20 protein-coding genes are annotated in these 18,632 nt (G+C 31.6%); 12 read left to right on the top strand and 8 right to left on the bottom strand.

The genetic code is table 11. The features are described 5' to 3' along the window. Positions 1–159 precede the first annotated feature (159 nt). The 3 genes from BFJ87_RS00235 (at position 160) to BFJ87_RS00225 (ending at position 3,446) form a co-directional block, all read left to right on the top strand. Positions 160–1,038 (top strand): PPK2 family polyphosphate kinase, encoded by an 879-nt coding sequence (locus BFJ87_RS00235; protein ID WP_077398466.1) that lies wholly within the window; start codon positions 160–162, stop codon positions 1,036–1,038. Between the two features lie 2 nt (positions 1,039–1,040). Continuing rightward, a complete protein-coding gene (locus BFJ87_RS00230) occupies positions 1,041–2,435 on the top strand; it encodes a M28 family peptidase (RefSeq protein WP_077398464.1) in 1,395 nt (464 codons plus the stop codon). A gap of 78 nt (positions 2,436–2,513) precedes the next feature. Continuing rightward, a complete protein-coding gene (locus BFJ87_RS00225; protein ID WP_077398462.1) occupies positions 2,514–3,446 on the top strand; it encodes a peptidylprolyl isomerase in 933 nt (310 codons plus the stop codon). 12 nt (positions 3,447–3,458) lie between these two features. On the opposite strand, the gene BFJ87_RS16835 is transcribed toward BFJ87_RS00225, so the two are convergent. Then, positions 3,459–3,599, bottom strand: a complete 141-nt coding sequence (locus tag BFJ87_RS16835; RefSeq protein WP_156099824.1) for a hypothetical protein — start codon at positions 3,597–3,599, stop codon at positions 3,459–3,461. 234 nt (positions 3,600–3,833) lie between these two features. Here BFJ87_RS16835 and BFJ87_RS00220 point away from each other — a divergent pair, with 234 nt between their 5' ends. Then, positions 3,834–4,379 carry a YfiT family bacillithiol transferase gene (locus BFJ87_RS00220; RefSeq protein ID WP_077398460.1) on the top strand — a complete coding sequence of 182 codons (546 nt, stop codon included), beginning with the start codon at positions 3,834–3,836 and terminating at the stop codon, positions 4,377–4,379. 1 nt (position 4,380) lies between these two features. Here BFJ87_RS00220 and BFJ87_RS00215 read toward each other — a convergent pair whose 3' ends face one another. Continuing rightward, positions 4,381–4,935, bottom strand: a complete 555-nt coding sequence (locus BFJ87_RS00215; protein WP_077398458.1) for a thioredoxin family protein — start codon at positions 4,933–4,935, stop codon at positions 4,381–4,383. Between the two features lie 66 nt (positions 4,936–5,001). On the opposite strand from BFJ87_RS00215, the gene BFJ87_RS00210 reads away from it, so the two are divergent. Beyond that, positions 5,002–5,340 (top strand): tRNA-binding protein, encoded by a 339-nt coding sequence (locus tag BFJ87_RS00210; RefSeq protein ID WP_077398769.1) that lies wholly within the window; start codon positions 5,002–5,004, stop codon positions 5,338–5,340. A gap of 59 nt (positions 5,341–5,399) precedes the next feature. On the opposite strand, the gene BFJ87_RS00205 is transcribed toward BFJ87_RS00210, so the two are convergent. From BFJ87_RS00205 to BFJ87_RS00195, 3 genes are all read right to left on the bottom strand, one after another. Further along, positions 5,400–7,916: a M14 family metallopeptidase gene (locus BFJ87_RS00205; RefSeq protein WP_077398456.1), complete on the bottom strand. Its 2,517-nt coding sequence runs from the start codon at positions 7,914–7,916 to the stop codon at positions 5,400–5,402. A gap of 73 nt (positions 7,917–7,989) precedes the next feature. Next, the gene (locus BFJ87_RS00200) at positions 7,990–8,364 is read right to left on the bottom strand and encodes a PUR family DNA/RNA-binding protein (RefSeq protein ID WP_077398454.1); all 375 of its coding nucleotides are present in this window, start codon (positions 8,362–8,364) and stop codon (positions 7,990–7,992) included. A gap of 81 nt (positions 8,365–8,445) precedes the next feature. Continuing rightward, on the bottom strand, positions 8,446–10,203 hold the full coding sequence (locus BFJ87_RS00195; protein ID WP_077398452.1) for an ABC transporter ATP-binding protein: 1,758 nt from the start codon (positions 10,201–10,203) through the stop codon (positions 8,446–8,448). A gap of 172 nt (positions 10,204–10,375) precedes the next feature. Here BFJ87_RS00195 and nusB point away from each other — a divergent pair, with 172 nt between their 5' ends. The 3 genes from nusB to yajC are packed head-to-tail and all read left to right on the top strand — an operon-like array spanning position 10,376 to position 12,155. Continuing rightward, a complete protein-coding gene (gene nusB / locus BFJ87_RS00190; protein WP_077398450.1) occupies positions 10,376–11,323 on the top strand; it encodes a transcription antitermination factor NusB in 948 nt (315 codons plus the stop codon). A gap of 45 nt (positions 11,324–11,368) precedes the next feature. Continuing rightward, positions 11,369–11,848, top strand: coding sequence for a DUF1573 domain-containing protein (locus BFJ87_RS00185; protein ID WP_013619711.1), 480 nt, complete (start codon positions 11,369–11,371; stop codon positions 11,846–11,848). A gap of 4 nt (positions 11,849–11,852) precedes the next feature. Continuing rightward, positions 11,853–12,155: a preprotein translocase subunit YajC gene (gene yajC, locus BFJ87_RS00180; protein ID WP_077398448.1), complete on the top strand. Its 303-nt coding sequence runs from the start codon at positions 11,853–11,855 to the stop codon at positions 12,153–12,155. A gap of 53 nt (positions 12,156–12,208) precedes the next feature. Here yajC and BFJ87_RS00175 read toward each other — a convergent pair whose 3' ends face one another. Both BFJ87_RS00175 and pepT read right to left on the bottom strand, forming a co-directional pair. Next, positions 12,209–12,817, bottom strand: a complete 609-nt coding sequence (locus BFJ87_RS00175) for a YdeI/OmpD-associated family protein (RefSeq protein ID WP_077398446.1) — start codon at positions 12,815–12,817, stop codon at positions 12,209–12,211. A gap of 7 nt (positions 12,818–12,824) precedes the next feature. Next, on the bottom strand, positions 12,825–14,048 hold the full coding sequence (pepT, locus tag BFJ87_RS00170) for a peptidase T (RefSeq protein ID WP_077398444.1): 1,224 nt from the start codon (positions 14,046–14,048) through the stop codon (positions 12,825–12,827). A gap of 160 nt (positions 14,049–14,208) precedes the next feature. On the opposite strand from pepT, the gene BFJ87_RS00165 reads away from it, so the two are divergent. Beyond that, complete coding sequence (locus BFJ87_RS00165; RefSeq protein WP_077398442.1) at positions 14,209–15,246, top strand: quinone-dependent dihydroorotate dehydrogenase; 1,038 nt, start codon at positions 14,209–14,211, stop codon at positions 15,244–15,246. Here the strand turns inward: BFJ87_RS00165 and BFJ87_RS00160 are convergent. Beyond that, the gene (locus BFJ87_RS00160; protein WP_077398440.1) at positions 15,243–15,644 is read right to left on the bottom strand and encodes a Dabb family protein; all 402 of its coding nucleotides are present in this window, start codon (positions 15,642–15,644) and stop codon (positions 15,243–15,245) included. The two genes, BFJ87_RS00165 and BFJ87_RS00160, sit on opposite strands and share 4 nt — an antisense overlap. Before the next feature lie 81 nt (positions 15,645–15,725). Here BFJ87_RS00160 and BFJ87_RS00155 point away from each other — a divergent pair, with 81 nt between their 5' ends. The 3 genes from BFJ87_RS00155 (at position 15,726) to BFJ87_RS00145 (ending at position 18,579) form a co-directional block, all read left to right on the top strand. After that, complete coding sequence (locus BFJ87_RS00155; RefSeq protein WP_077398438.1) at positions 15,726–16,352, top strand: LysE family translocator; 627 nt, start codon at positions 15,726–15,728, stop codon at positions 16,350–16,352. Between the two features lie 30 nt (positions 16,353–16,382). Next, complete coding sequence (locus tag BFJ87_RS00150; protein WP_077398436.1) at positions 16,383–17,249, top strand: hydroxymethylglutaryl-CoA lyase; 867 nt, start codon at positions 16,383–16,385, stop codon at positions 17,247–17,249. Between the two features lie 127 nt (positions 17,250–17,376). Then, positions 17,377–18,579 carry a DUF4856 domain-containing protein gene (locus BFJ87_RS00145; protein ID WP_077398434.1) on the top strand — a complete coding sequence of 401 codons (1,203 nt, stop codon included), beginning with the start codon at positions 17,377–17,379 and terminating at the stop codon, positions 18,577–18,579. The last annotated feature ends 53 nt before the right edge of the window (positions 18,580–18,632 follow it).

Here is an 18,632-nt window from a genome sequence, read left to right as displayed (position 1 = left end):
CCCTTAAGTACAGATTCGCTTGCAATATAGTTAGTAATGTTATCATAACCTTTTATTATCGTTAAAGCGACAATAAATCCTATTGATGTGTTATAAAACAAGGAAACATCAATAAAATATAGTATATTCAAGCTCTTAAAAAAAAAAAAATAAAATAAAGTGCGTAACGTAGATATAAAAAAATATAAGGTAACCAAAGAAGTAAAACTTTCTAGTAAACCTACATTAGAAACTTTTAATGAATCTGATAAAAAGTTAAAGAAAGAATTAGAAGAAATTAGAGAAGAATTAGGTGATTTTCAAGATACATTATATGCTCACGGTAAATATAGCGTTTTAATATGCTTGCAAGGTATGGATACCGCAGGTAAAGACAGTCTAATTCGTGAAATTTTTAAAGACTTTAATGCTCGCGGGGTAGTGGTACATAGCTTTAAAGTGCCAACAGAGTTAGAGCGTAAACATGATTATTTATGGAGGCATTATATAGCCTTACCAGCTAAAGGTAAATTTGGAGTGTTTAACAGAACACATTATGAAAATGTTTTGGTAACACGTGTACACCCCGAATATATTATGGGAGAGCATATACCAGGTATACATAGTGTAGAAGATATAGATGATGCCTTTTGGGTAAAAAGATTTGAGCAGATTAATAATTTTGAAAAGCATACTGCAGAAAATGGAACTTTAGTGTATAAATTTTATTTGCATTTGTCCAAAGAAGAACAGCGCCAAAGGTTATTACGTAGACTAGATTTAAAAGAAAAAAACTGGAAATTTTCCCCTGGAGATTTAAAAGAACGTAAACTTTGGGATACTTACCAAGAGTGTTACGAGGATGCTATTAACAAAACGTCTAAAAAACACGCTCCGTGGTATGTTGTGCCTGCAGATAGTAAAAAAGGAGCTAGAGTTATAGTGGCATCAATTTTATTGCAAGAACTTAAAAAGTATAAAGATATTAAGGAGCCAGAATTAGATGATAAAATTAAGGCAAACCTAGAAATGTATAAAAACCAATTAGAATCAGAATAAAAATGAAAAGACTTACCCTAATATTCCTATTTGTTTGTACAACTATTTTAGCACAAACTGATGACGAAAAACAACTAAGAGCAATTTATGATGCAGCACTAACAGATGGTATGGCTTACAATTGGTTAGATCATTTGTCTAATCAAATAGGAGGAAGATTGTCTGGATCTGTACAAGCACAACAAGCAGTAGATTACACTAAAAAAGAACTAGAAAATTTAGGTGTAGACCGTGTTTATTTACAGCCTGTAATGGTTCCTAAGTGGGTACGTGGTTTACCAGAGTACGCAAATATACTGTCTGAAGATGGTAGTGCTACAAGTGTGCCAATTTGTGCTTTAGGTGGTTCGGTTGCTACATCGGGCTTAGGGTTAAAAGCTGGTGTTATAGAAGTAAAAGGTATTAAAGAGTTACAAGAATTGGGTAAAGAAAAAATAGAGGGTAAAATTGTTTTTTTTAATAGACCAATGAACCCTAAAGATATTGTAACTTTTACGGCTTATGGTGGTTGTGTAGACCAGCGTTATTCTGGAGCGGCGGAAGCAGGAAAGTTTGGTGCCGTTGGTGTAATTGTAAGGTCTGTTAATTTACGTTTAGATGATTACCCGCATACAGGCTCTATGAGTTACGGTAATACTCCTGTAAAAAACAGAATTCCTGCTGCGGCAATTAGTACAAATGGAGCTGAGTTGTTATCTACTGCATTAAAATTAAACCCAAACACAAAATTCTTTTTTAAACAAAATTGTAAGCAGTATAACGATGTTCAGTCTTACAATGTTATAGCAGAAATAAAAGGTAGCACTTACCCAAATGAGATAATAGTAGTTGGTGGCCATTTAGATTCTTGGGATTTGGGAGATGGTTCTCATGATGATGGTGCTGGTGTAGTGCAAAGTATGGATGTACTTCGTTTAATAAAAGCATCTGGTTACAAACCAAAACGTACAATAAGAGCTGTTTTGTTTATGAATGAAGAAAATGGTTTAAGAGGAGGTAATAAATATGCAGAAGTGGCAAAAAATAAAGGAGAAAACCACATTTTTGCATTAGAGAGTGATGCCGGTGGTTTTTCTCCAAGAGGCTTTTCTTTTGATTGTTCTACCGAAAATTTTGAACAAGTAGATAGTTGGAGAAATTTGTTTAAACCATATTTAATTCATTTGTTTGAAAAAGGTGGTAGTGGAGCAGATGTTGGTCCGTTAAAAAAAGATAATATTGTTTTGGCAGGTTTACGCCCAGATTCTCAACGTTATTTTGACCATCACCACGCTGCTAATGATACTTTTGAGCACGTAAACAAAAGAGAATTAGAGTTAGGTGCAGCAACAATGACAAGTTTGGTGTATTTGTTTGATAAATACGGCATTGTAACCTCAAAAAAGATAAAAGGATAATAACAAATTCTTAAACGCATTGGTGTTTTGTGAACAAAAAACAATGACTATCTTTGCGGCTCATAAAAAATAAGCGATATGCAAGACGGAATTTACGCAAAATTCAATACTACTAAAGGAGAAATTTTAGTAAAACTAACGCACGATAAAACACCAGGTACAGTTGGTAACTTTGTTGCCTTGGCAGAAGGTAATTTAGAGAACTCTGTAAAACCACAAGGAACACCATATTATAACGGATTAAAATTTCATAGAGTTATTCCAGATTTTATGATTCAGGGTGGATGTCCTTTAGGAACTGGTACAGGTGATGCTGGTTATAAGTTTGATGATGAGTTTCATCCAGAATTAACACATTCTGGCCCTGGAGTGTTATCTATGGCAAACGCTGGTCCTGGTACAAACGGGAGCCAGTTTTTTATAACACACATTGCTACACCTTGGTTAGACAATAAGCACACGGTATTTGGACACGTAGAGAGTGGACAAGATGTTGTTGATGCTGTAGCACAAGGAGACACCATTGAAACTTTAGAGATAGTAAGAGTTGGTGAAGAGGCAGAAAAATGGAATGCAGTTGAAGCTTTTAGAACTTTTGAAGGATCTAGAGAAAAAAGATTAGCAGAAGAAAAAGCACAAGCAGAAGCACAAATGGAAAAATTAGCTGCTGGTTTTGATGCTACAGAGTCTGGTTTACGTTACAAAATTATTCAAAAAGGTAATGGTGCTAAAGCAGAAAGCGGTAAAACAGTTTCTGTACATTATGAAGGATCATTGGTAACCGGTCAGATTTTTGATTCATCTTACAAAAGAAATCAACCTATAGATTTTCAATTAGGAGTAGGGCAAGTTATTCCAGGTTGGGATGAAGGTATTGCTTTATTGCAAATAGGAGATAAAGCTCGTTTTGTTATACCATCTCACTTAGCATATGGTAGTGCAGGAGCTGGTGGTGTTATACCACCAAATGCAACACTAATTTTTGATGTAGAATTAATGGATGTTAAATAGTTTTAAAAACTACTACGCATAATTTTTTTTAAGACCTCTCTTTTCTAAGGAGAGGTTTTTTCGTTTAGAGAAAAAACTACCATTTACACTTACAGTAAGTAAAATAATATTTACAGCAATTAGTACAGATAAAATAAGAAAAAAAGTAATCATATTTATGTGGGTTAAATGTGTTTAAAATTAGGTTTCTACTTACATAACAACTATGTTAACAAAAACCCTACCAAATTTCTTCATATAACTTTGGGGGCGTTAATTATATGTACTTATTTAAATAGATTCATATTTGTTAAAAGGGTTGCGTAAAAAGTTAATTAAATTATAATTTTTATGTATTTTAGTGTTTAACTGTAAGTAAATTAGATATTTAATAGCCTGTTAGTTGGTATGAAAAGTAGTACATTAAAATCATTACAATATCCTATAGGTGTTTTTAGTTGCCCAAAGGATATTACAAAAGAGCAAATAAAAAAATGGATAAAAACTTTAGAATCATTCCCTGTAAAACTCACAAATATTGTTTTAAATTTAAATAATGAGCAATTAAATACGCCTTATAGACCAAATGGTTGGACGGTAATACAATTGGTGCACCACATTGCAGATAGTCACCATAATAGCTATACACGTTTTAAATGGGCGTTAACAGAAGATGCTCCTTTAATAAAAGCTTACGAAGAAAAGGATTGGGCTAATTTAGTAGATGCATCTACATCTCCTGTAATATTATCTTTAAATTATATAACCGCACTTCATGCCAAGTTGGTATTTTTATTAAAAGGCTTATCGGATAGCCAGTTAAACAGGTATTTTATACATCCTTCTGGAGAAACAAAAATTTCAGTTGCAGAAAATATAGGTAGTTACGCTTGGCATAGTAAGCACCATTATGCGCATATAAAAAATTTATGTGTAAGAGAGGGTTGGCTGTAATTTACTTCCATTTAATGTTGCAACCAATACTAGGTTTTTGGTTTTTATCTATACTTTTTCCTAATTCTATAGCGTCTAAAGCATTTCTTAAGTCGTTTCCGGTAACTGGTATGCCATTTCCTGGTCTAGAATCGTCTAGTTGGCCGCGGTAAACAAGTTTTAAATCAGAATTAAATACGTAAAAATCTGGTGTGCAAGCTGCGTCATATGCCTTTGCTACTTCTTGTGTCTCATCAAATAAATAAGGAAAACTATAGTTATTTTCTATAGCAACTTTAGTCATTAACTCAGGTGCATCTTGTGGGTAGTTAACAACATCGTTACTAGAAATTGCAATAAAAGAAAAGCCTTTACTTTTATAATTATTTGCAATTTTAACCAACTCTTTGTTTATATGTATAACAAAAGGGCAGTGGTTGCAAATAAAAGCTATTACAGTACCTTTTTCTCCTTTGCAGTTGTCTAAAGAAATAAATGTATTTGTTGTAGTGTTTAAAAGATTAAAATTAGGAGCAAGTGTTCCTAAAGCTAACATATTACTTGGTGTACGTGCCATTTTATTTTGTTTAAACGTAGTTGTTATATTAACTATATTTGAATGGTAAAGGTAAAAATAATAGATATGAAAGAGCAAATTACTTGGTCAGATTTTTGTAAGATAGATATGCGCGTAGGAACAATTATTGAAGTAAACGATTTTCCGGAAGCACGTAATCCAGCGTATCAATTAAAAATAAATTTTGGTGAAGAAATTGGTGTTTTAAAAACATCTGCGCAGATTACATTACGTTACACTAAAGATCAGTTGCTAGACAGGCAAATTATGGCAGTTGTAAACTTCCCTAAAAAGCAGATAGCTAATTTTATGAGTGAGTGTTTAGTAATGGGCGCTGTAGAAGGTAAAGATGTTATATTACTAAGCCCCGATGCTAAGGTACCTAACGGATTAAAAATAGGGTAACCATAAAACAAAAAATCTCGGGTTATTAGTCCGAGATTTTTTGTTGCAATTATATTTTTTTACATCATTTTTCCAAAGTATATAGCATTCATTAATAATTTGTTTGTTCCAAACCAGAAGGCTCTAAAATTGGTATTGTCTGTAAATAAAATAACTTGCCCTTTACCATAGCCACTTGTTTTAAACGGTACACTATTTTTTAATACAGCTAAATTTTCTTCAGAAATATATCCGCTTAACAGTGGGTTGCTAGTATATTGTATAGGGTTGTTGTAGCTGTTTTTGTCTGGCGTTATATAAATATTAGTGTTTCTAAACAATGGTAATGTATTGTTTTTATAACCGTAATTTATAGGATGAGAACGATCTAATTTTGCTTCAAAAATGGCACCACCGGTAACTTGTGCACCTCTAAAATCTCTACGTTTGTCAAAAGGAATATTTTTAGCAACAATTGCAGAATCTTTTTTAAAGTTTATTTTCATAATTTCATTAGAGTTTAGCCAGTAAGCTGCATTTCTGTATGCAATTAAAGTACCACCAGCTTTAACCCAATCTTTAATTTTTGCAACAGCATTTTTATCTAAAGCATTACCGTAAATACTAGGCACAATTAGTGCAGTATATCTACTTAAATCTACTCTAGAAAAGTAGTCTGTGTCTAACTTAGTAATTTTCATATTGTAGCGCTGGTCAAATAAATGCCAAATTTCACCAGCATCCGCATAGGTTACTCCATTACCTACTAGTAAGCCTACTTGTTGCTTTTTTATAGGATCAAACTCATTACTACCCAAATCTATACCTTTAGTTAAACCAGTACCAACTGCAGTTATTTTTAGGTTGTTATCTTGGGCTATTTTAAGCATAAATTGTTGTAACTCTTGTTTGTTAAGCCTTTGGTTTTGTACAGGAACCATAATAGTACCATAATCATAACTTTTACCCTCTACCGTAAAAGGCTCTTTACCAACTTTAGCTCTTAAACCAGCTTCCAAAATGGTATTTAATGCACGTGGGCTGTAATATTCATTCCACTCAAATAAATAAGCGTAATTACTATTACCTGTTAGACTACCAATTAGTGGTTTTAACTCTTTAACTTCTTCTCCTAAATTACTTAGGCTACTAGTTTCTGTATAATCTAAATTAAACGCAAGAGGGAATGTCCATGCAGAAATGTCATAAAATAAGCTATCTGTAAAAGTTGTTCTTTTTTCGAACATTGCATTAATAAGTTGATAGTTTTTTTGGTTCATAGGAACAACATAACTAGCATCTTTTTTGTATTCCTTTCCGTTTAAATTAACATCATTTTTAAGCTTGTTAAATTTAATTTTATGTCTGTTTAAAATTTCGGCTAAATGCCAAGTTTTAGCTGCATCTTTACTGTCACCAAAAATAATTGCTTTAGTTTTGTTTTTTGCAGCCTCATTTTTTGCGTTATTATAAAAATCTTTTTGATAGTTTAAAATTTTAGAACGCATATTGTTTGCAGCTTCTATAGTAGATAATGCAGCTGTAAATTGGTTTCTTATTGTAAAAGGAAATGTGAGTATACCATTTTCACTTTCTTGTACGTGACCACGAGAACTACCTTGTTCAAACAAAATGCCAATGCTACCATTAACATCTGGGAAAGTAGAACCTTTACCATAGTAATAATCGTCATAATTTTCTTCAGAATAATATAAAGATCCAATTTCATCAAAAGCCTTAGCATGGTAGGTTCCTATTTCTGCTGTAAGTTTTTGGTTTAGGCTTGGTGTTAATGGATGAACTCTTGTAGGTTCTCCTGGCTGAAAAAAGAAAGTTGAGTTTGTACCCATTTCATGATGGTCTGTTAATATATTTGGTAACCATTTATGAAACGTATTAATTCTTGCTTTGCTTTCTGGTAATTGCACAGGCAGCCAATCTCTATTCATATCAAACCAATAATGATTTGTACGCCCGTTTGGCCAAGTTTCATGATATTCTCTGTCATTACCATCTGGATTTAAGTTTTTACTTTTATTACTATTTGCCCAATGAGCAAAACGTTGGATACCATCTGGATTAAATGCAGGATCCATTAATATTACCATATTATCTAAAAGTGTTTCTATTTCTGCACCTTGAGCCGCAGCCAAATAGTAGGCGTATGCTAAACCGGCATTTGCTCCGCTAGGCTCATTACCGTGTATAGAAAAACCTTGGTACACTACTATTGGTTGGTTAGTAATGTCTGTATTTTTGGTAGTATTTACTACATGTGTTTGTCTAATGTTTTCTATATTGGCTTGGTTTTTAGGAGATGTAATAGTAAGTAGTAATAAAGGTCTGCCTTCATAAGTTTCTCCTCTGTTTTCTATAGATATACGGTCACTAGCATTTGCTAATGCTTTCATATAAAATTGAAGTTTGTCATGAGATACGTGCCATTCACCAACCTCATGACCTATAATATCTATTGGTTTAGGAATGTTTGGGTTGTACGTTACGTTTTGAGGTAAATAATAATTTAAGTCTAACTTTTTTTGTGCTGATAGTATTTGAAGCATTAAAAAAGCGAGTAGAAAAAATCTTTTTTTCATAGGTAAGTTAGTTTTTGGATATAAAAAAAGCGACTCTTTTTAGAGTCGCTTAAAGATACATTTTTTTTATAATTTAAATGTCGTCAAAGCTTACGTTAGTAAAGCTATTTGTTGTTGTAGTTTCTTGTACAGCGTTAGTACGTTCTTCCTTTTTAAAGTCTTTTTGATGTCTGTCAGAAATAACTTCCTCACCTTTTTCTTCAATAATGTAGTCCATCATTTCATTTAAAAGCTCTTTAAAAGGTGTAAAATCTTCTTTGTATAAGTAGATTTTATGCTTTTTGTAATGGAAAGATCCATCATCATGCGTAAATTTTTTACTCTCAGTAACTGTTAAATAATAGTCTCCTGCCTTAGTACTCCTCACATCAAAAAAATAAGTCCGTCTACCGGCTCTTAGTACTTTTGAATAAATCTCTTCCTGATCCATTAGTTCTTTTTCACTCATTGTTATAGTTATCTCGTTAGTGTAATGTTATCATAGTATTCCTCAAAAATGAAAAAAAAATAACTAATTGGCAACATTTTTCTAACTTTCTTTGTCAGAGAGTTGACTATTATAAAGAGCTTTGTAATAGCCATCTATCTCAAATAATGAGTTATGTGTACCTTGTTGTACCACTTTACCGTGATCTAAAATAATAATTTTGTCTGCATTTTTAGCAGAAGACACCCTGTGACTAACAATAAGGGTAGTTTTGTTTTTAGAAGCAGTTTTTAAATTGTTTAGTATTTTTTCTTCAGTTTCTGTATCTACAGCAGAAAGGCAATCATCAAACAAGTAAATTTTAGGGTCTTTAAGTAGTGCTCTAGCAATAGATACACGTTGTTTTTGTCCTCCACTTAACGTAATGCCTCTTTCTCCTAAAACAGTGTCATATTTTTCTTTAAAGTTCATAATATTTTTATGAACTACTGCTTTTTTAGCAACCGCAATTATTTCTTCATCAGATGCATTTTCTTTTCCAAACTTTATATTGTCTTTAATAGAGTCCGAAAATAAAAAAGCATCTTGTGGTACAGCACCAATATTTTGTCTTAAACAATCTAAATTAACTTCTTTAATAGGAGTGTCATCAATTAGTATATTTCCACTAGACACATCATACAACCTAGCAATTAAATCTAAAATAGTAGATTTTCCGCTTCCAGTTTTACCAATAATAGCAATTGTTTCTCCAGGGTTAATAGTAAAGGATACATTGTGTAAAGCGGTTATGTTAGTATCATCATAGGTAAAACTTACGTTTTTAAACTCTATTTTACCAGTTATTTCCATAGGGGTGATAACGGTATTTTCTATTTCAGGTTTTTCTTTTAAAAATTCATTAATACGCTCTTGTGATGCTTCTGCTCTTTGTATTATAGAGGTTAGCCAGCCTACGATTGCAACAGGCCATGTTAGCATATTTACATAAATTATAAATTCAGCTATAAGTCCAATATTCTCTATTTGTCCGTTTATATATTGTTTGCCTCCAACATATATTACAATTATGTTACTTATACCAATTAGTAATACCATTAAGGGAAAAAACCAAGCATTTATTCTTACCAAAGACATACTTTTAGCTTTTCCTTCGATGGCTAAAGATACCAATTCATCATTAGTACGGTTTTCTATACCATATGCTTTTATTACAGATATACCAGAGAAAGACTCTTGTGCAAACGTAGATAACTCACTTAAAAATTGCTGTACTACTGTACTGCGTTTGTGTATTAGTTTACTAATTTGATATATTAGGACAGATAATATAGGCAGTGGAATAAGTGTATATAAAGCTAGAGTAGGAGCTTTAGAGTACATTATTGGAATTATACATGCAAATAACGTAAAAGTGTTCATACCATACATTAATGCTGGTCCGCAGTACATTCTAACCTGACTCACATCTTCGCTTATCCTATTCATTAAATCGCCAGTACGGTTTTTTTTATAAAAGTTAAGACTTAACTTTTGGTAATGATCGTATACTTCATTTTTTAAATCGTACTCTATATGTCTAGAAACATTTATAATAGTCTGTCTCATTAAAAATGTAAAAAAACCAGATAAAAGTGCAGCTCCTAAAATAATAAGAATATAATCTAACAAATAGCCTTTAACCAGCTCTTTAGAAATATCATCTTGACTAAAAAACTCTTTAACAATGTTTATAGATTTGTTAACGTATGGAGGCATTACTAATGAGAATACACGCGCAACAACAGTTATAATAATACCTACGGTAAGTTTAAGCCAATATTTTTTAAAGTACTTGTTTATATGTTTTAACTCTTTCATTTACTTTTTAAGGATAGTGGTGTTGTACTAAGTTAGCAAAGATAGGTTTTTGAAGCATAACCATATGTTATCATTATCATAAGATAAAAACTTGCCACAATTAGTACTTTTGAAAAATATAATAGTACTTTTGCAAAATATAATTTTTTAACAAATTAAAAGTTCTTTTTCAATGCTAACAAGAAGGCATATTAGGGTTAAAGTAATGCAGTGCATATACGCCCTTACCCATTCACAAGATGATACACTAGAAAAACAAGTAAAGTTTTTAAAGTACAGTGTAGATAGTATGTACACATTGTACTTATTAATGTTAAGTTTGTTGGTAGAACTGCAGAAAAGAGCAGAGGAGCAGGCAGACATTGCTGCAAAAAGTTATTTAGGTAATGTTTCTGATGCCTATCCAAATCGTAAAAAATTTGTAAATAACAGAGTGTTGTTACAAATAGCAGACAACAAATTACTACTAGAAGAGTTGTCTAGCAGAAAATTAAATAACTGGTATTTAAACGAAGAATACATTAGGTTAATATACAAAGAAGTTACAGAAAGTGAATATTATACTACTTATATGACTAGTGAAACCAGTAGTTATGAAGAAGATAAAAATTTACTTGCAGACCTTTATAAAAATGTAATTGCACCTAACGAGAAAATTTACGACTATTTTGAAGACGATAAATTAACCTGGGTAGATGATATTCCTATAATAAACACTTTTGTTCTAAAGCTAATTAAAAAAGCGAAACCAGATGTAATAGAGTCTTACTTTTTGCCAGAACTGTTAAAAGAAGACGATGATATGGTTTATGCAAAACAATTACTAACTAAAACATTGTTAAATGACGCGGCATATGTTAAAGAAATTGTTGGTAAAACACCTAATTGGGATAAAGATCGTATAGCTGATATAGATGGTATTTTGCTTAAAATGGCAATTTGTGAACTTTTAAATTTCCCATCAATACCAGAGAAAGTTACTATAAATGAGTTTCTTGAGATAGCAAAAGAATACTCTACACCAAAAAGTAGCATTTTTATAAACGGTATTTTAGATAAACTTGTACGAGAGTATAAAAGTGAAGGAAAGTTAAAAAAAATAGGTAGAGGATTATTATAAAAAATATTCATTAATTTTGTGTGAAACAAATTAAAAATAACAATTATGAAAAAAATTATTTTACTATTTGGAGCTGCAGTTTTTGCAATGTCTTTTACAGCTTGTAAAGACAACGCTTCTAATAAAATAATTATGGCTAATGTAGATAGCGCTGCAGAAAGAGACAACAATGCTAAAGACTTGCCAGTTATGACTTTTGATAGAACTGAGTTTGATTTTGGTACTATTGAGCAAGGAACACCACAACAAACAGTTTTTACATTTACAAATACAGGAAAAGCACCATTAATTATTACTGATGCAAAAAGTACTTGCGGATGTACGATACCAGAATACCCAAAAAATAAAGCAATTGCTCCAGGAGAATCTGGTGAGTTGTTAGTTAAATTTAATGGTTCTGGTCAAAACCAAGTAACAAAAGCAGTAACAGTAACAGCAAATACAGCTAAAGGAAGAGAAACTTTACGTATTAAGGCATTTGTAAATCCTAAAAATGGTGCAGCAGCATCAGTACCTTTAAAATAATAAAATGCAACAAATATTAGATCAGTACCCATTTCTACCAATGGTAGGAATATTTATAGTAGCATATTTTTTTATGATACGACCGCAAATGAAACGTTCTAAAGACGAAAAGAAATTTGCAGAAGAATTAAAAAAAGGAGATAAGGTTATTACCAAAAGCGGTATGCACGGTAAAATCTTTGATTTAAATGATAAAGATATGTCTTGTGTAATTGAGACAATGGCTGGTAAAATTAAGTTTTCTAGATCTGCCATTTCTATGGAAATGAGTAAAAAATTAAACGAACCAGTATCTGATAAAAAGTAAACTCTTAGAGTTACTCGCATAAAAAAGCATCAATTTACAAATTGATGCTTTTTTTATTTTCTATACTTATCATGTAAACCTATGCCATCCTGTATTAGTGTAATACATTTTGTTAACCTGTTAAGCTTTGTAGCATCTCTTTTAGCCTCATTTATATAAGTTATAAATTCCTTTTGTTTGTAGGGTGTAAAGGAATTAAACTTACGCTTAAGTTCTATGCTTTTATCTAATGCACCAATTAATATTTCAGGTAATTTTATATCTGTATTTTTAGTAAAATTAACTTCAATACCTTTTTTCTGATTCTCTATAGCTTCTAAAATATAATCTGTAACGGTTTCTTTGTTTATATCATTTACAGCTAAAAATTTCCAATGCCGCATAGCTTTAGTTTTTCCTTCTTGGGCATTTAATAATACTTTTTTAGGGTCTTTAAGCAAAGCACCATTATAGAACCAAATTCCAAAATGATGCTTAAAAGCCAATATACCAATAACATTTTTGTTGTTTATAGTATAAACTGGGGCTCCCCATTTACAAGTTTCTTTGAGTTCTGTGCTTAAAGCAATTTCTCTTAAAAAGGCAATACCTTGCTTAAAAGGCTGCTCTTTATTAAAATAAGCATCAATTTTTATTTTAGCATCTGTATTGTTAGAACTCATTTATAGTCTATTTAGTAGCAGTAAGTTCACAAATTTTTACTATTACTTCTACTGCTTTTTCCATACTTTCTACAGGTACATACTCATATTTTCCGTGAAAATTATGTCCGCCAGCAAAAATATTAGGACAGGGTAAGCCCATATAACTTAGTTGTGAGCCATCTGTGCCACCACGTATAGGTTTTATAATAGGAGTTATATTTAATGCCTCCATTGCTTCTTTTGCGGTTTCTACAATATGGTAAACAGGCATTACTTTTTCTTTCATATTAAAGTACTGGTCTTTAATAGACAGCTCAATGCAGTTATTGTATTTTTCATTTAACCTAAAAACTATAGTTTCTAAGGTTTTTTTTCGGTCTTCAAAAGAGCTTCTTTCATGATCACGAATAATTAGGTCTAATTCTGCATTTTCTATCTCTCCTTTAATAGTATGTATATGGTAAAAACCTTCTCTACCAGATGTATGTTCAGGAACCTCTTTGTTAGGTAAAGCAGCCATAATTTCTTGCGCAATACCAATAGCATTAATCATTTTTCCTTTAGCATAACCCGGGTGTACACTTTTTCCTTGTATTTTAATACTTGCACCAGCTGCATTAAAGTTTTCGTATTCTAGCTCACCAATTTGGCTACCATCCATAGTGTAAGCCCATTCTGCACCAAATTTTTCTACATCAAATTTATGAGCACCACGTCCTATTTCTTCATCTGGTGTAAATCCAATTCTAATTTTGCCGTGTTTAATTTCTGGGTGCGCAATTAAAAATTCCATTGCAGAAACAATTTCAGTTATACCAGCTTTGTCATCTGCACCTAAAAGTGTTGTACCATCTGTGGTCACAAGTGTCTGACCTTTGTATTGTAATAAGTCTTCAAAATAGTCTGGAGATAAAATAATGTTTTTATCTGCGTTTAAAACAATGTCTTTGCCATTATAATTTCTAATTATTTGCGGATTTACATGGGTTCCAGAAAAATCTGGAGTAGTATCAAAATGAGCTATAAAGCCAATTGTTGGTACCTCTTTATCAATATTACTTGGTAATGTAGCCATAATGTATGCATTGTCATCAATGGTAACATCTTGCATACCTATTTCTTTAAGTTCTGTTACTAGTTTGTTAGCCAAATCCCACTGCTTGGCAGTGCTTGGTGTGGTATTAGAGCTGGCATCACTTTGGGTGTCAATTTTTACGTAACCTAAAAATCTATCTAAAATATCTTGCATAAGTATATAATTTACTCAAAAATACTGTTTATTTAGATTTTTTAAGACAATTGGCTCTTAGTATTTAGTTATAAAAATTGTAAAAACTGTTAATAAAAACCAATGGTAAAATAGTTCTACATCTAGGTAGTTTGTATTTTTGCCAAAATTTTAAAATTGTATGTACAAAGCTATTATTAGGCCGTTGTTTTTTTTGATGGATCCAGAAAAGGTACACCATTTATCGTTTTCTTTAATCAAGTTTTTTTCTAAAATAGGTTTTGGAGGTTTATTTAGAGCAATGTATGTAGTAAATGACAAGCGTTTAGAGAAAGAAGTTTTTGGCTTAAAATTTAAAAATCCTGTTGGTTTAGCTGCTGGTTTTGATAAGGATGCTAAACTTTTTAAGGAGTTATCTAACTTTGGGTTTGGCTTTATAGAAATAGGTACATTAACTCCTAAGCCACAAGCAGGTAATCCTAAAAAACGATTGTTTAGGTTAAAAGCAGACAGTGCTGTTGTTAATCGTATGGGATTTAATAATGGTGGAGTTTTAGAAGCAGTAGAGCGCTTAAAAGCACAACATAATGTGCTAATTGGTGGTAATATTGGTAAAAATAAAATTACACCTAATGATGGTGCTGTAGATGATTATTTAATTTGTTTTGAAGCGTTATACCCACACGTAGATTATTTTGTGGTTAATGTTAGTTCCCCTAATACACCAGGTTTAAGAGAATTGCAAGATAAAGAGCCTTTAACCAATTTACTAAATGCTTTAGTTGCAGAAAATAAAAAGTATGTAACCCAAAAAGGAGTTAAAGCTAAGCCTATTTTACTTAAAATTGCTCCAGACTTAACAAATGAACAGTTGTTAGATATTATAGATATTGTAGCGATAACAAAAATAAACGGAGTTATAGCAACTAACACTACTATAGAACGTAACAACTTAAAATCACCAGAAAGTATTACTAAAGAAAACGGAGGTTTAAGTGGTAAACCATTAACTAATAGGAGTACTGAGGTTATTAAATTTTTAGCAGAAAAAAGTAATAAAGCGTTTCCTATTATTGGAGTAGGAGGTATACACTCTGAAAAAGATGCTTTAGAAAAGTTGAATGCTGGCGCAGATTTAATACAGATTTACACCGGTTTTATATATGAAGGTCCTAGACTAATAAAAAGAATAAATAAAGCAATTTTAGCTAACACTTAATTGCTCCAATAGTCCAATACAAATACGTCTTCTAACACAGGTGTAAGTAAAGATACAAACGCTTTATGGTCTGGGTGCGGTAAGTAAATGGCGCGGTCTTCTTCATTTTTAAAAGTGACAAAAAAACAGTGGGTAAAGCCTTTACTTAAACCTTCTGGACTATTGTTTAAACCCCACTCATAATCCATTATTTGTGCTATTTTAGAGGGTAACGCACTAAATGCTTCTTCAATAGCAGTAATTTGCTGTTTTGTTGCATCGGCTTTAAATTTAAAAATTACCACGTGTCTTAATACGCTATCCTTAAGTTTGGTCATAGTAGTTTTACTGTTTTTGTTAATGTTTGCATAACTAGTTAAACATAAACACATAAAAAGTAACAAAATTATGTTTTTCATAAGTATTGTTTTGCTTAAAGATAGTTATTAGGTAGATAACAACTTTTTAAATTTGTATTTTTCAATACTAAAATAATTATTTTGAATTACGATATACTTTTAGCTTTTATTTCTGCAACTACTTTACTAGCCTTTTTTCCTGGTCCAGATAATATTTATGTATTAACGCAAAGCCTTGTTAATGGTAAAAAGTATGGTTTAGCTACTGTTGTTGGTTTAATTACGGGGTGTTTAGTACATACAACGCTTTTAGCTTTTGGAGTATCTGCTTTAATTAAAGCTAATTATAGTTTATTTTTAGTAATTAAACTATTTGGATCACTATATTTATTTTACATTGCTTACAAAGTTTTTAGGAGCAATGCAAGCCTTATTTTAGGGGGAGATAATGCACCAAAAAAAAGTATGTTATCGCTTTTTAAGCAGGGGTTTATAATGAATGTCTTAAACCCAAAAGTAGCCTTGTTTTTTTTAGCTTTTTTTCCTGGTTTTCTATTTAGCAGAACACTTAATACAATAGTACAGTTCTATGTTTTAGGGTTTATTTTTATGGTTGTTTCCTTTTTGGTATTTAGTATTATTGCCATTTTAGCTGGTTCAATATCTGGTTATGTAACTAAAAATGAAAAGGTTGGTAAAATTTTTAAATGGCTACAAATTGTAGTTTTTGTAGGCTTAGGAATTTATATTCTTTTATCGGATAAATAGTAGTAATTTTGAAAAAGTCAACAAATAATTATGTCTGCTAAAGTAAAAATTACGGAGTGCCCAAGAGATGCAATGCAAGGGATAAAAGAGTTTATCCCAACAGAGTTAAAGGTAAAATACATACAATCTTTATTAGATTGTGGGTTTGACACTATAGACTTTGGAAGTTTTGTTTCACCAAAAGCAATACCGCAAATGGTAGATACGGCAGAGGTTTTAGCAAACTTAGATTTGTCTAGAACACAAAGTAAATTGTTATCTATAGTTGCTAATGTACGTGGTGCACAAGATGCAAGTAAGCATAAAGAGATAAATTACTTAGGCTATCCTTTTTCAATATCAGAAAACTTTCAGATGCGTAATACGCATAAAACAATAGCCCAGTCTGTAGAAACACTTAAGGAGATTTTAGATATTGCAAATAAGGCAGATAAAGAGGTTGTTACATACATATCTATGGGTTTTGGTAACCCCTACGGAGATCCTTGGAATGTAGAGATAGTAGGTGAATGGACAGAGAAATTGGCAAAAATGGGTGTTAATATTATTTCATTGTCAGATACAGTTGGCTCATCTACACCAGATGTTATAGATTATTTGTTTTCTAATTTAATTCCAAAATATCCAGATGTTAAATTTGGAGCACACTTACATACTACGCCCACCAAATGGCAAGAGAAAGTTGCAGCCGCTTATAAGGCAGGTTGTGTAAGGTTTGATGGTGCAATACAAGGTTTTGGTGGCTGCCCTATGGCTAAGGACGATTTAACAGGTAATATGCCTACCGAAAAAATGTTGTCTTATTTTACTGCAGAAAAGGTAAATACCAATGTAAATTGGATGGTTTTTGAAGCTGCCTACAATAAAGCTACCGAATTGTTTTCTAAATATCATTAATTAACTAAATTATAACCAACTGTTAATTAATAATTTAACGTTATTATCTTTATTTGTTCTAAATAAATATTGTTTTATATGTTTCTATTAAAGATATTTGCAAAAAAATATTTTAATAATAGTACTTATGAAAGTAAATAAATTATTTGCGAGCTTATTTTTAACTAGTTTAGTTTTTACTTCTTGTTCATCTGATGATAATGGTGATGAAGTTAATAATGTTGTTGCTCCATCAACTTATGTTTTTGAACACAATAATGAAAGTTCTGTAAACTTTGGAGGTCAAACTACAAGAATAAAAATGGCAGAAGAATTTATATCTGCTTTATTAGATAACACAAGAACAGAAGAAGAATTAGATGCTATGTTTGCTCATGAAGAGGGAGCATTAGATTTTTCGGATGCAGATTTAAATAATTCAGACAAAAGTATACGCAGCAAAATAGCAGCATCTTCAGATTATTTTTCTACTAATACTACAGCATCTATTGCAATAAAAGAAAATTTTGACAATTGGATTAACGCACAAGTAACTGAAGTTTTTCCTAAATGGGATGACGATGCTGTTGCAGGTAGCGCAGGTAAAATACAACAAGCTGGAGGTGGCTCTACAAGATATGTGAATGGTAAAGGTTTAGAATATAACCAGGCAATTGCAAAATCTATAATTGGAGGTTTAATGGTAGACCAAATGTTAAACAATTATTTAAGTACTGCTGTTTTAGATGAAGGTACTAATGTAGCAGATAATGATGCAGGTATTTTAGTAGACGGTAAAAACTACACAAATATGGAGCATAAGTGGGATGAAGCTTATGGATACTTATATGGGAATGAAGATAATCCTGCTCTTCCAGAATTAGGTAAAGATAGCTTTTTAAATAAATATGTAGCAAGTGTTGAAGCCGATTCAGATTTTACAGGAATTGCTAACGACATATACGAAGCATTTAAATTAGGTAGAGCTGCAATTGTAGCAAAAGATTATGCGGTTAGAGATGAGCAGGCAGAAATTATAAGAGAAAAAGTTTCTACTGTAATAGCTGTTCGTAGTGTTTATTATTTACAATCTGGAAAAGAAACTTTAGAAAGTGATAAAGCAGCTGCTTTTCACGGTTTGTCAGAGGCCATAGGATTTATAAACAGTTTACGTTTTACAAGAGATAATATTACAAATTCTTCTGTAATAGATGCTACTACAATTGATGGTTATTTGGAGACATTAATGGCAGATAACGGTTTTTGGGATGTTACCCCAGCAACTTTAGATCAAATTTCTGATGAAATTGCTGCAGCATTTGGTTTTACAAAAGAACAAGCTGCAAACTAAAATGTTATAACCTAAGAGCTTATTTTAAAAAAGTAGTTGTAAATGGTTATTTT

This window comes from Cellulophaga omnivescoria, assembly GCF_001999725.1.
GTDB lineage: Bacteria > Bacteroidota > Bacteroidia > Flavobacteriales > Flavobacteriaceae > Cellulophaga > Cellulophaga omnivescoria.
This window is presented reverse-complemented; position numbering and strand designations above follow the sequence as displayed.

Bases quoted from the DNA above. Each gene is read 5' to 3' on its own strand.
- BFJ87_RS00230 (WP_077398464.1), top strand. From the start codon at position 1,041: ATGAAAAGACTTACCCTAATATTCCTATTTGTTTGTACAACTATTTTA.
- BFJ87_RS00225 (WP_077398462.1), top strand. From the start codon at position 2,514: ATGCAAGACGGAATTTACGCAAAATTCAATACTACTAAAGGAGAAATT.
- BFJ87_RS16835 (WP_156099824.1), bottom strand. From the start codon at position 3,599: ATGATTACTTTTTTTCTTATTTTATCTGTACTAATTGCTGTAAATATT.
- BFJ87_RS00220 (WP_077398460.1), top strand. From the start codon at position 3,834: ATGAAAAGTAGTACATTAAAATCATTACAATATCCTATAGGTGTTTTT.
- BFJ87_RS00215 (WP_077398458.1), bottom strand. From the start codon at position 4,935: ATGGCACGTACACCAAGTAATATGTTAGCTTTAGGAACACTTGCTCCT.
- BFJ87_RS00210 (WP_077398769.1), top strand. From the start codon at position 5,002: ATGAAAGAGCAAATTACTTGGTCAGATTTTTGTAAGATAGATATGCGC.
- BFJ87_RS00205 (WP_077398456.1), bottom strand. From the start codon at position 7,916: ATGAAAAAAAGATTTTTTCTACTCGCTTTTTTAATGCTTCAAATACTA.
- BFJ87_RS00200 (WP_077398454.1), bottom strand. From the start codon at position 8,364: ATGAGTGAAAAAGAACTAATGGATCAGGAAGAGATTTATTCAAAAGTA.
- BFJ87_RS00195 (WP_077398452.1), bottom strand. From the start codon at position 10,203: ATGAAAGAGTTAAAACATATAAACAAGTACTTTAAAAAATATTGGCTT.
- nusB (WP_077398450.1), top strand. From the start codon at position 10,376: ATGCTAACAAGAAGGCATATTAGGGTTAAAGTAATGCAGTGCATATAC.
- BFJ87_RS00185 (WP_013619711.1), top strand. From the start codon at position 11,369: ATGAAAAAAATTATTTTACTATTTGGAGCTGCAGTTTTTGCAATGTCT.
- yajC (WP_077398448.1), top strand. From the start codon at position 11,853: ATGCAACAAATATTAGATCAGTACCCATTTCTACCAATGGTAGGAATA.
- BFJ87_RS00175 (WP_077398446.1), bottom strand. From the start codon at position 12,817: ATGAGTTCTAACAATACAGATGCTAAAATAAAAATTGATGCTTATTTT.
- pepT (WP_077398444.1), bottom strand. From the start codon at position 14,048: ATGCAAGATATTTTAGATAGATTTTTAGGTTACGTAAAAATTGACACC.
- BFJ87_RS00165 (WP_077398442.1), top strand. From the start codon at position 14,209: ATGTACAAAGCTATTATTAGGCCGTTGTTTTTTTTGATGGATCCAGAA.
- BFJ87_RS00160 (WP_077398440.1), bottom strand. From the start codon at position 15,644: ATGAAAAACATAATTTTGTTACTTTTTATGTGTTTATGTTTAACTAGT.
- BFJ87_RS00150 (WP_077398436.1), top strand. From the start codon at position 16,383: ATGTCTGCTAAAGTAAAAATTACGGAGTGCCCAAGAGATGCAATGCAA.
- BFJ87_RS00145 (WP_077398434.1), top strand. From the start codon at position 17,377: ATGAAAGTAAATAAATTATTTGCGAGCTTATTTTTAACTAGTTTAGTT.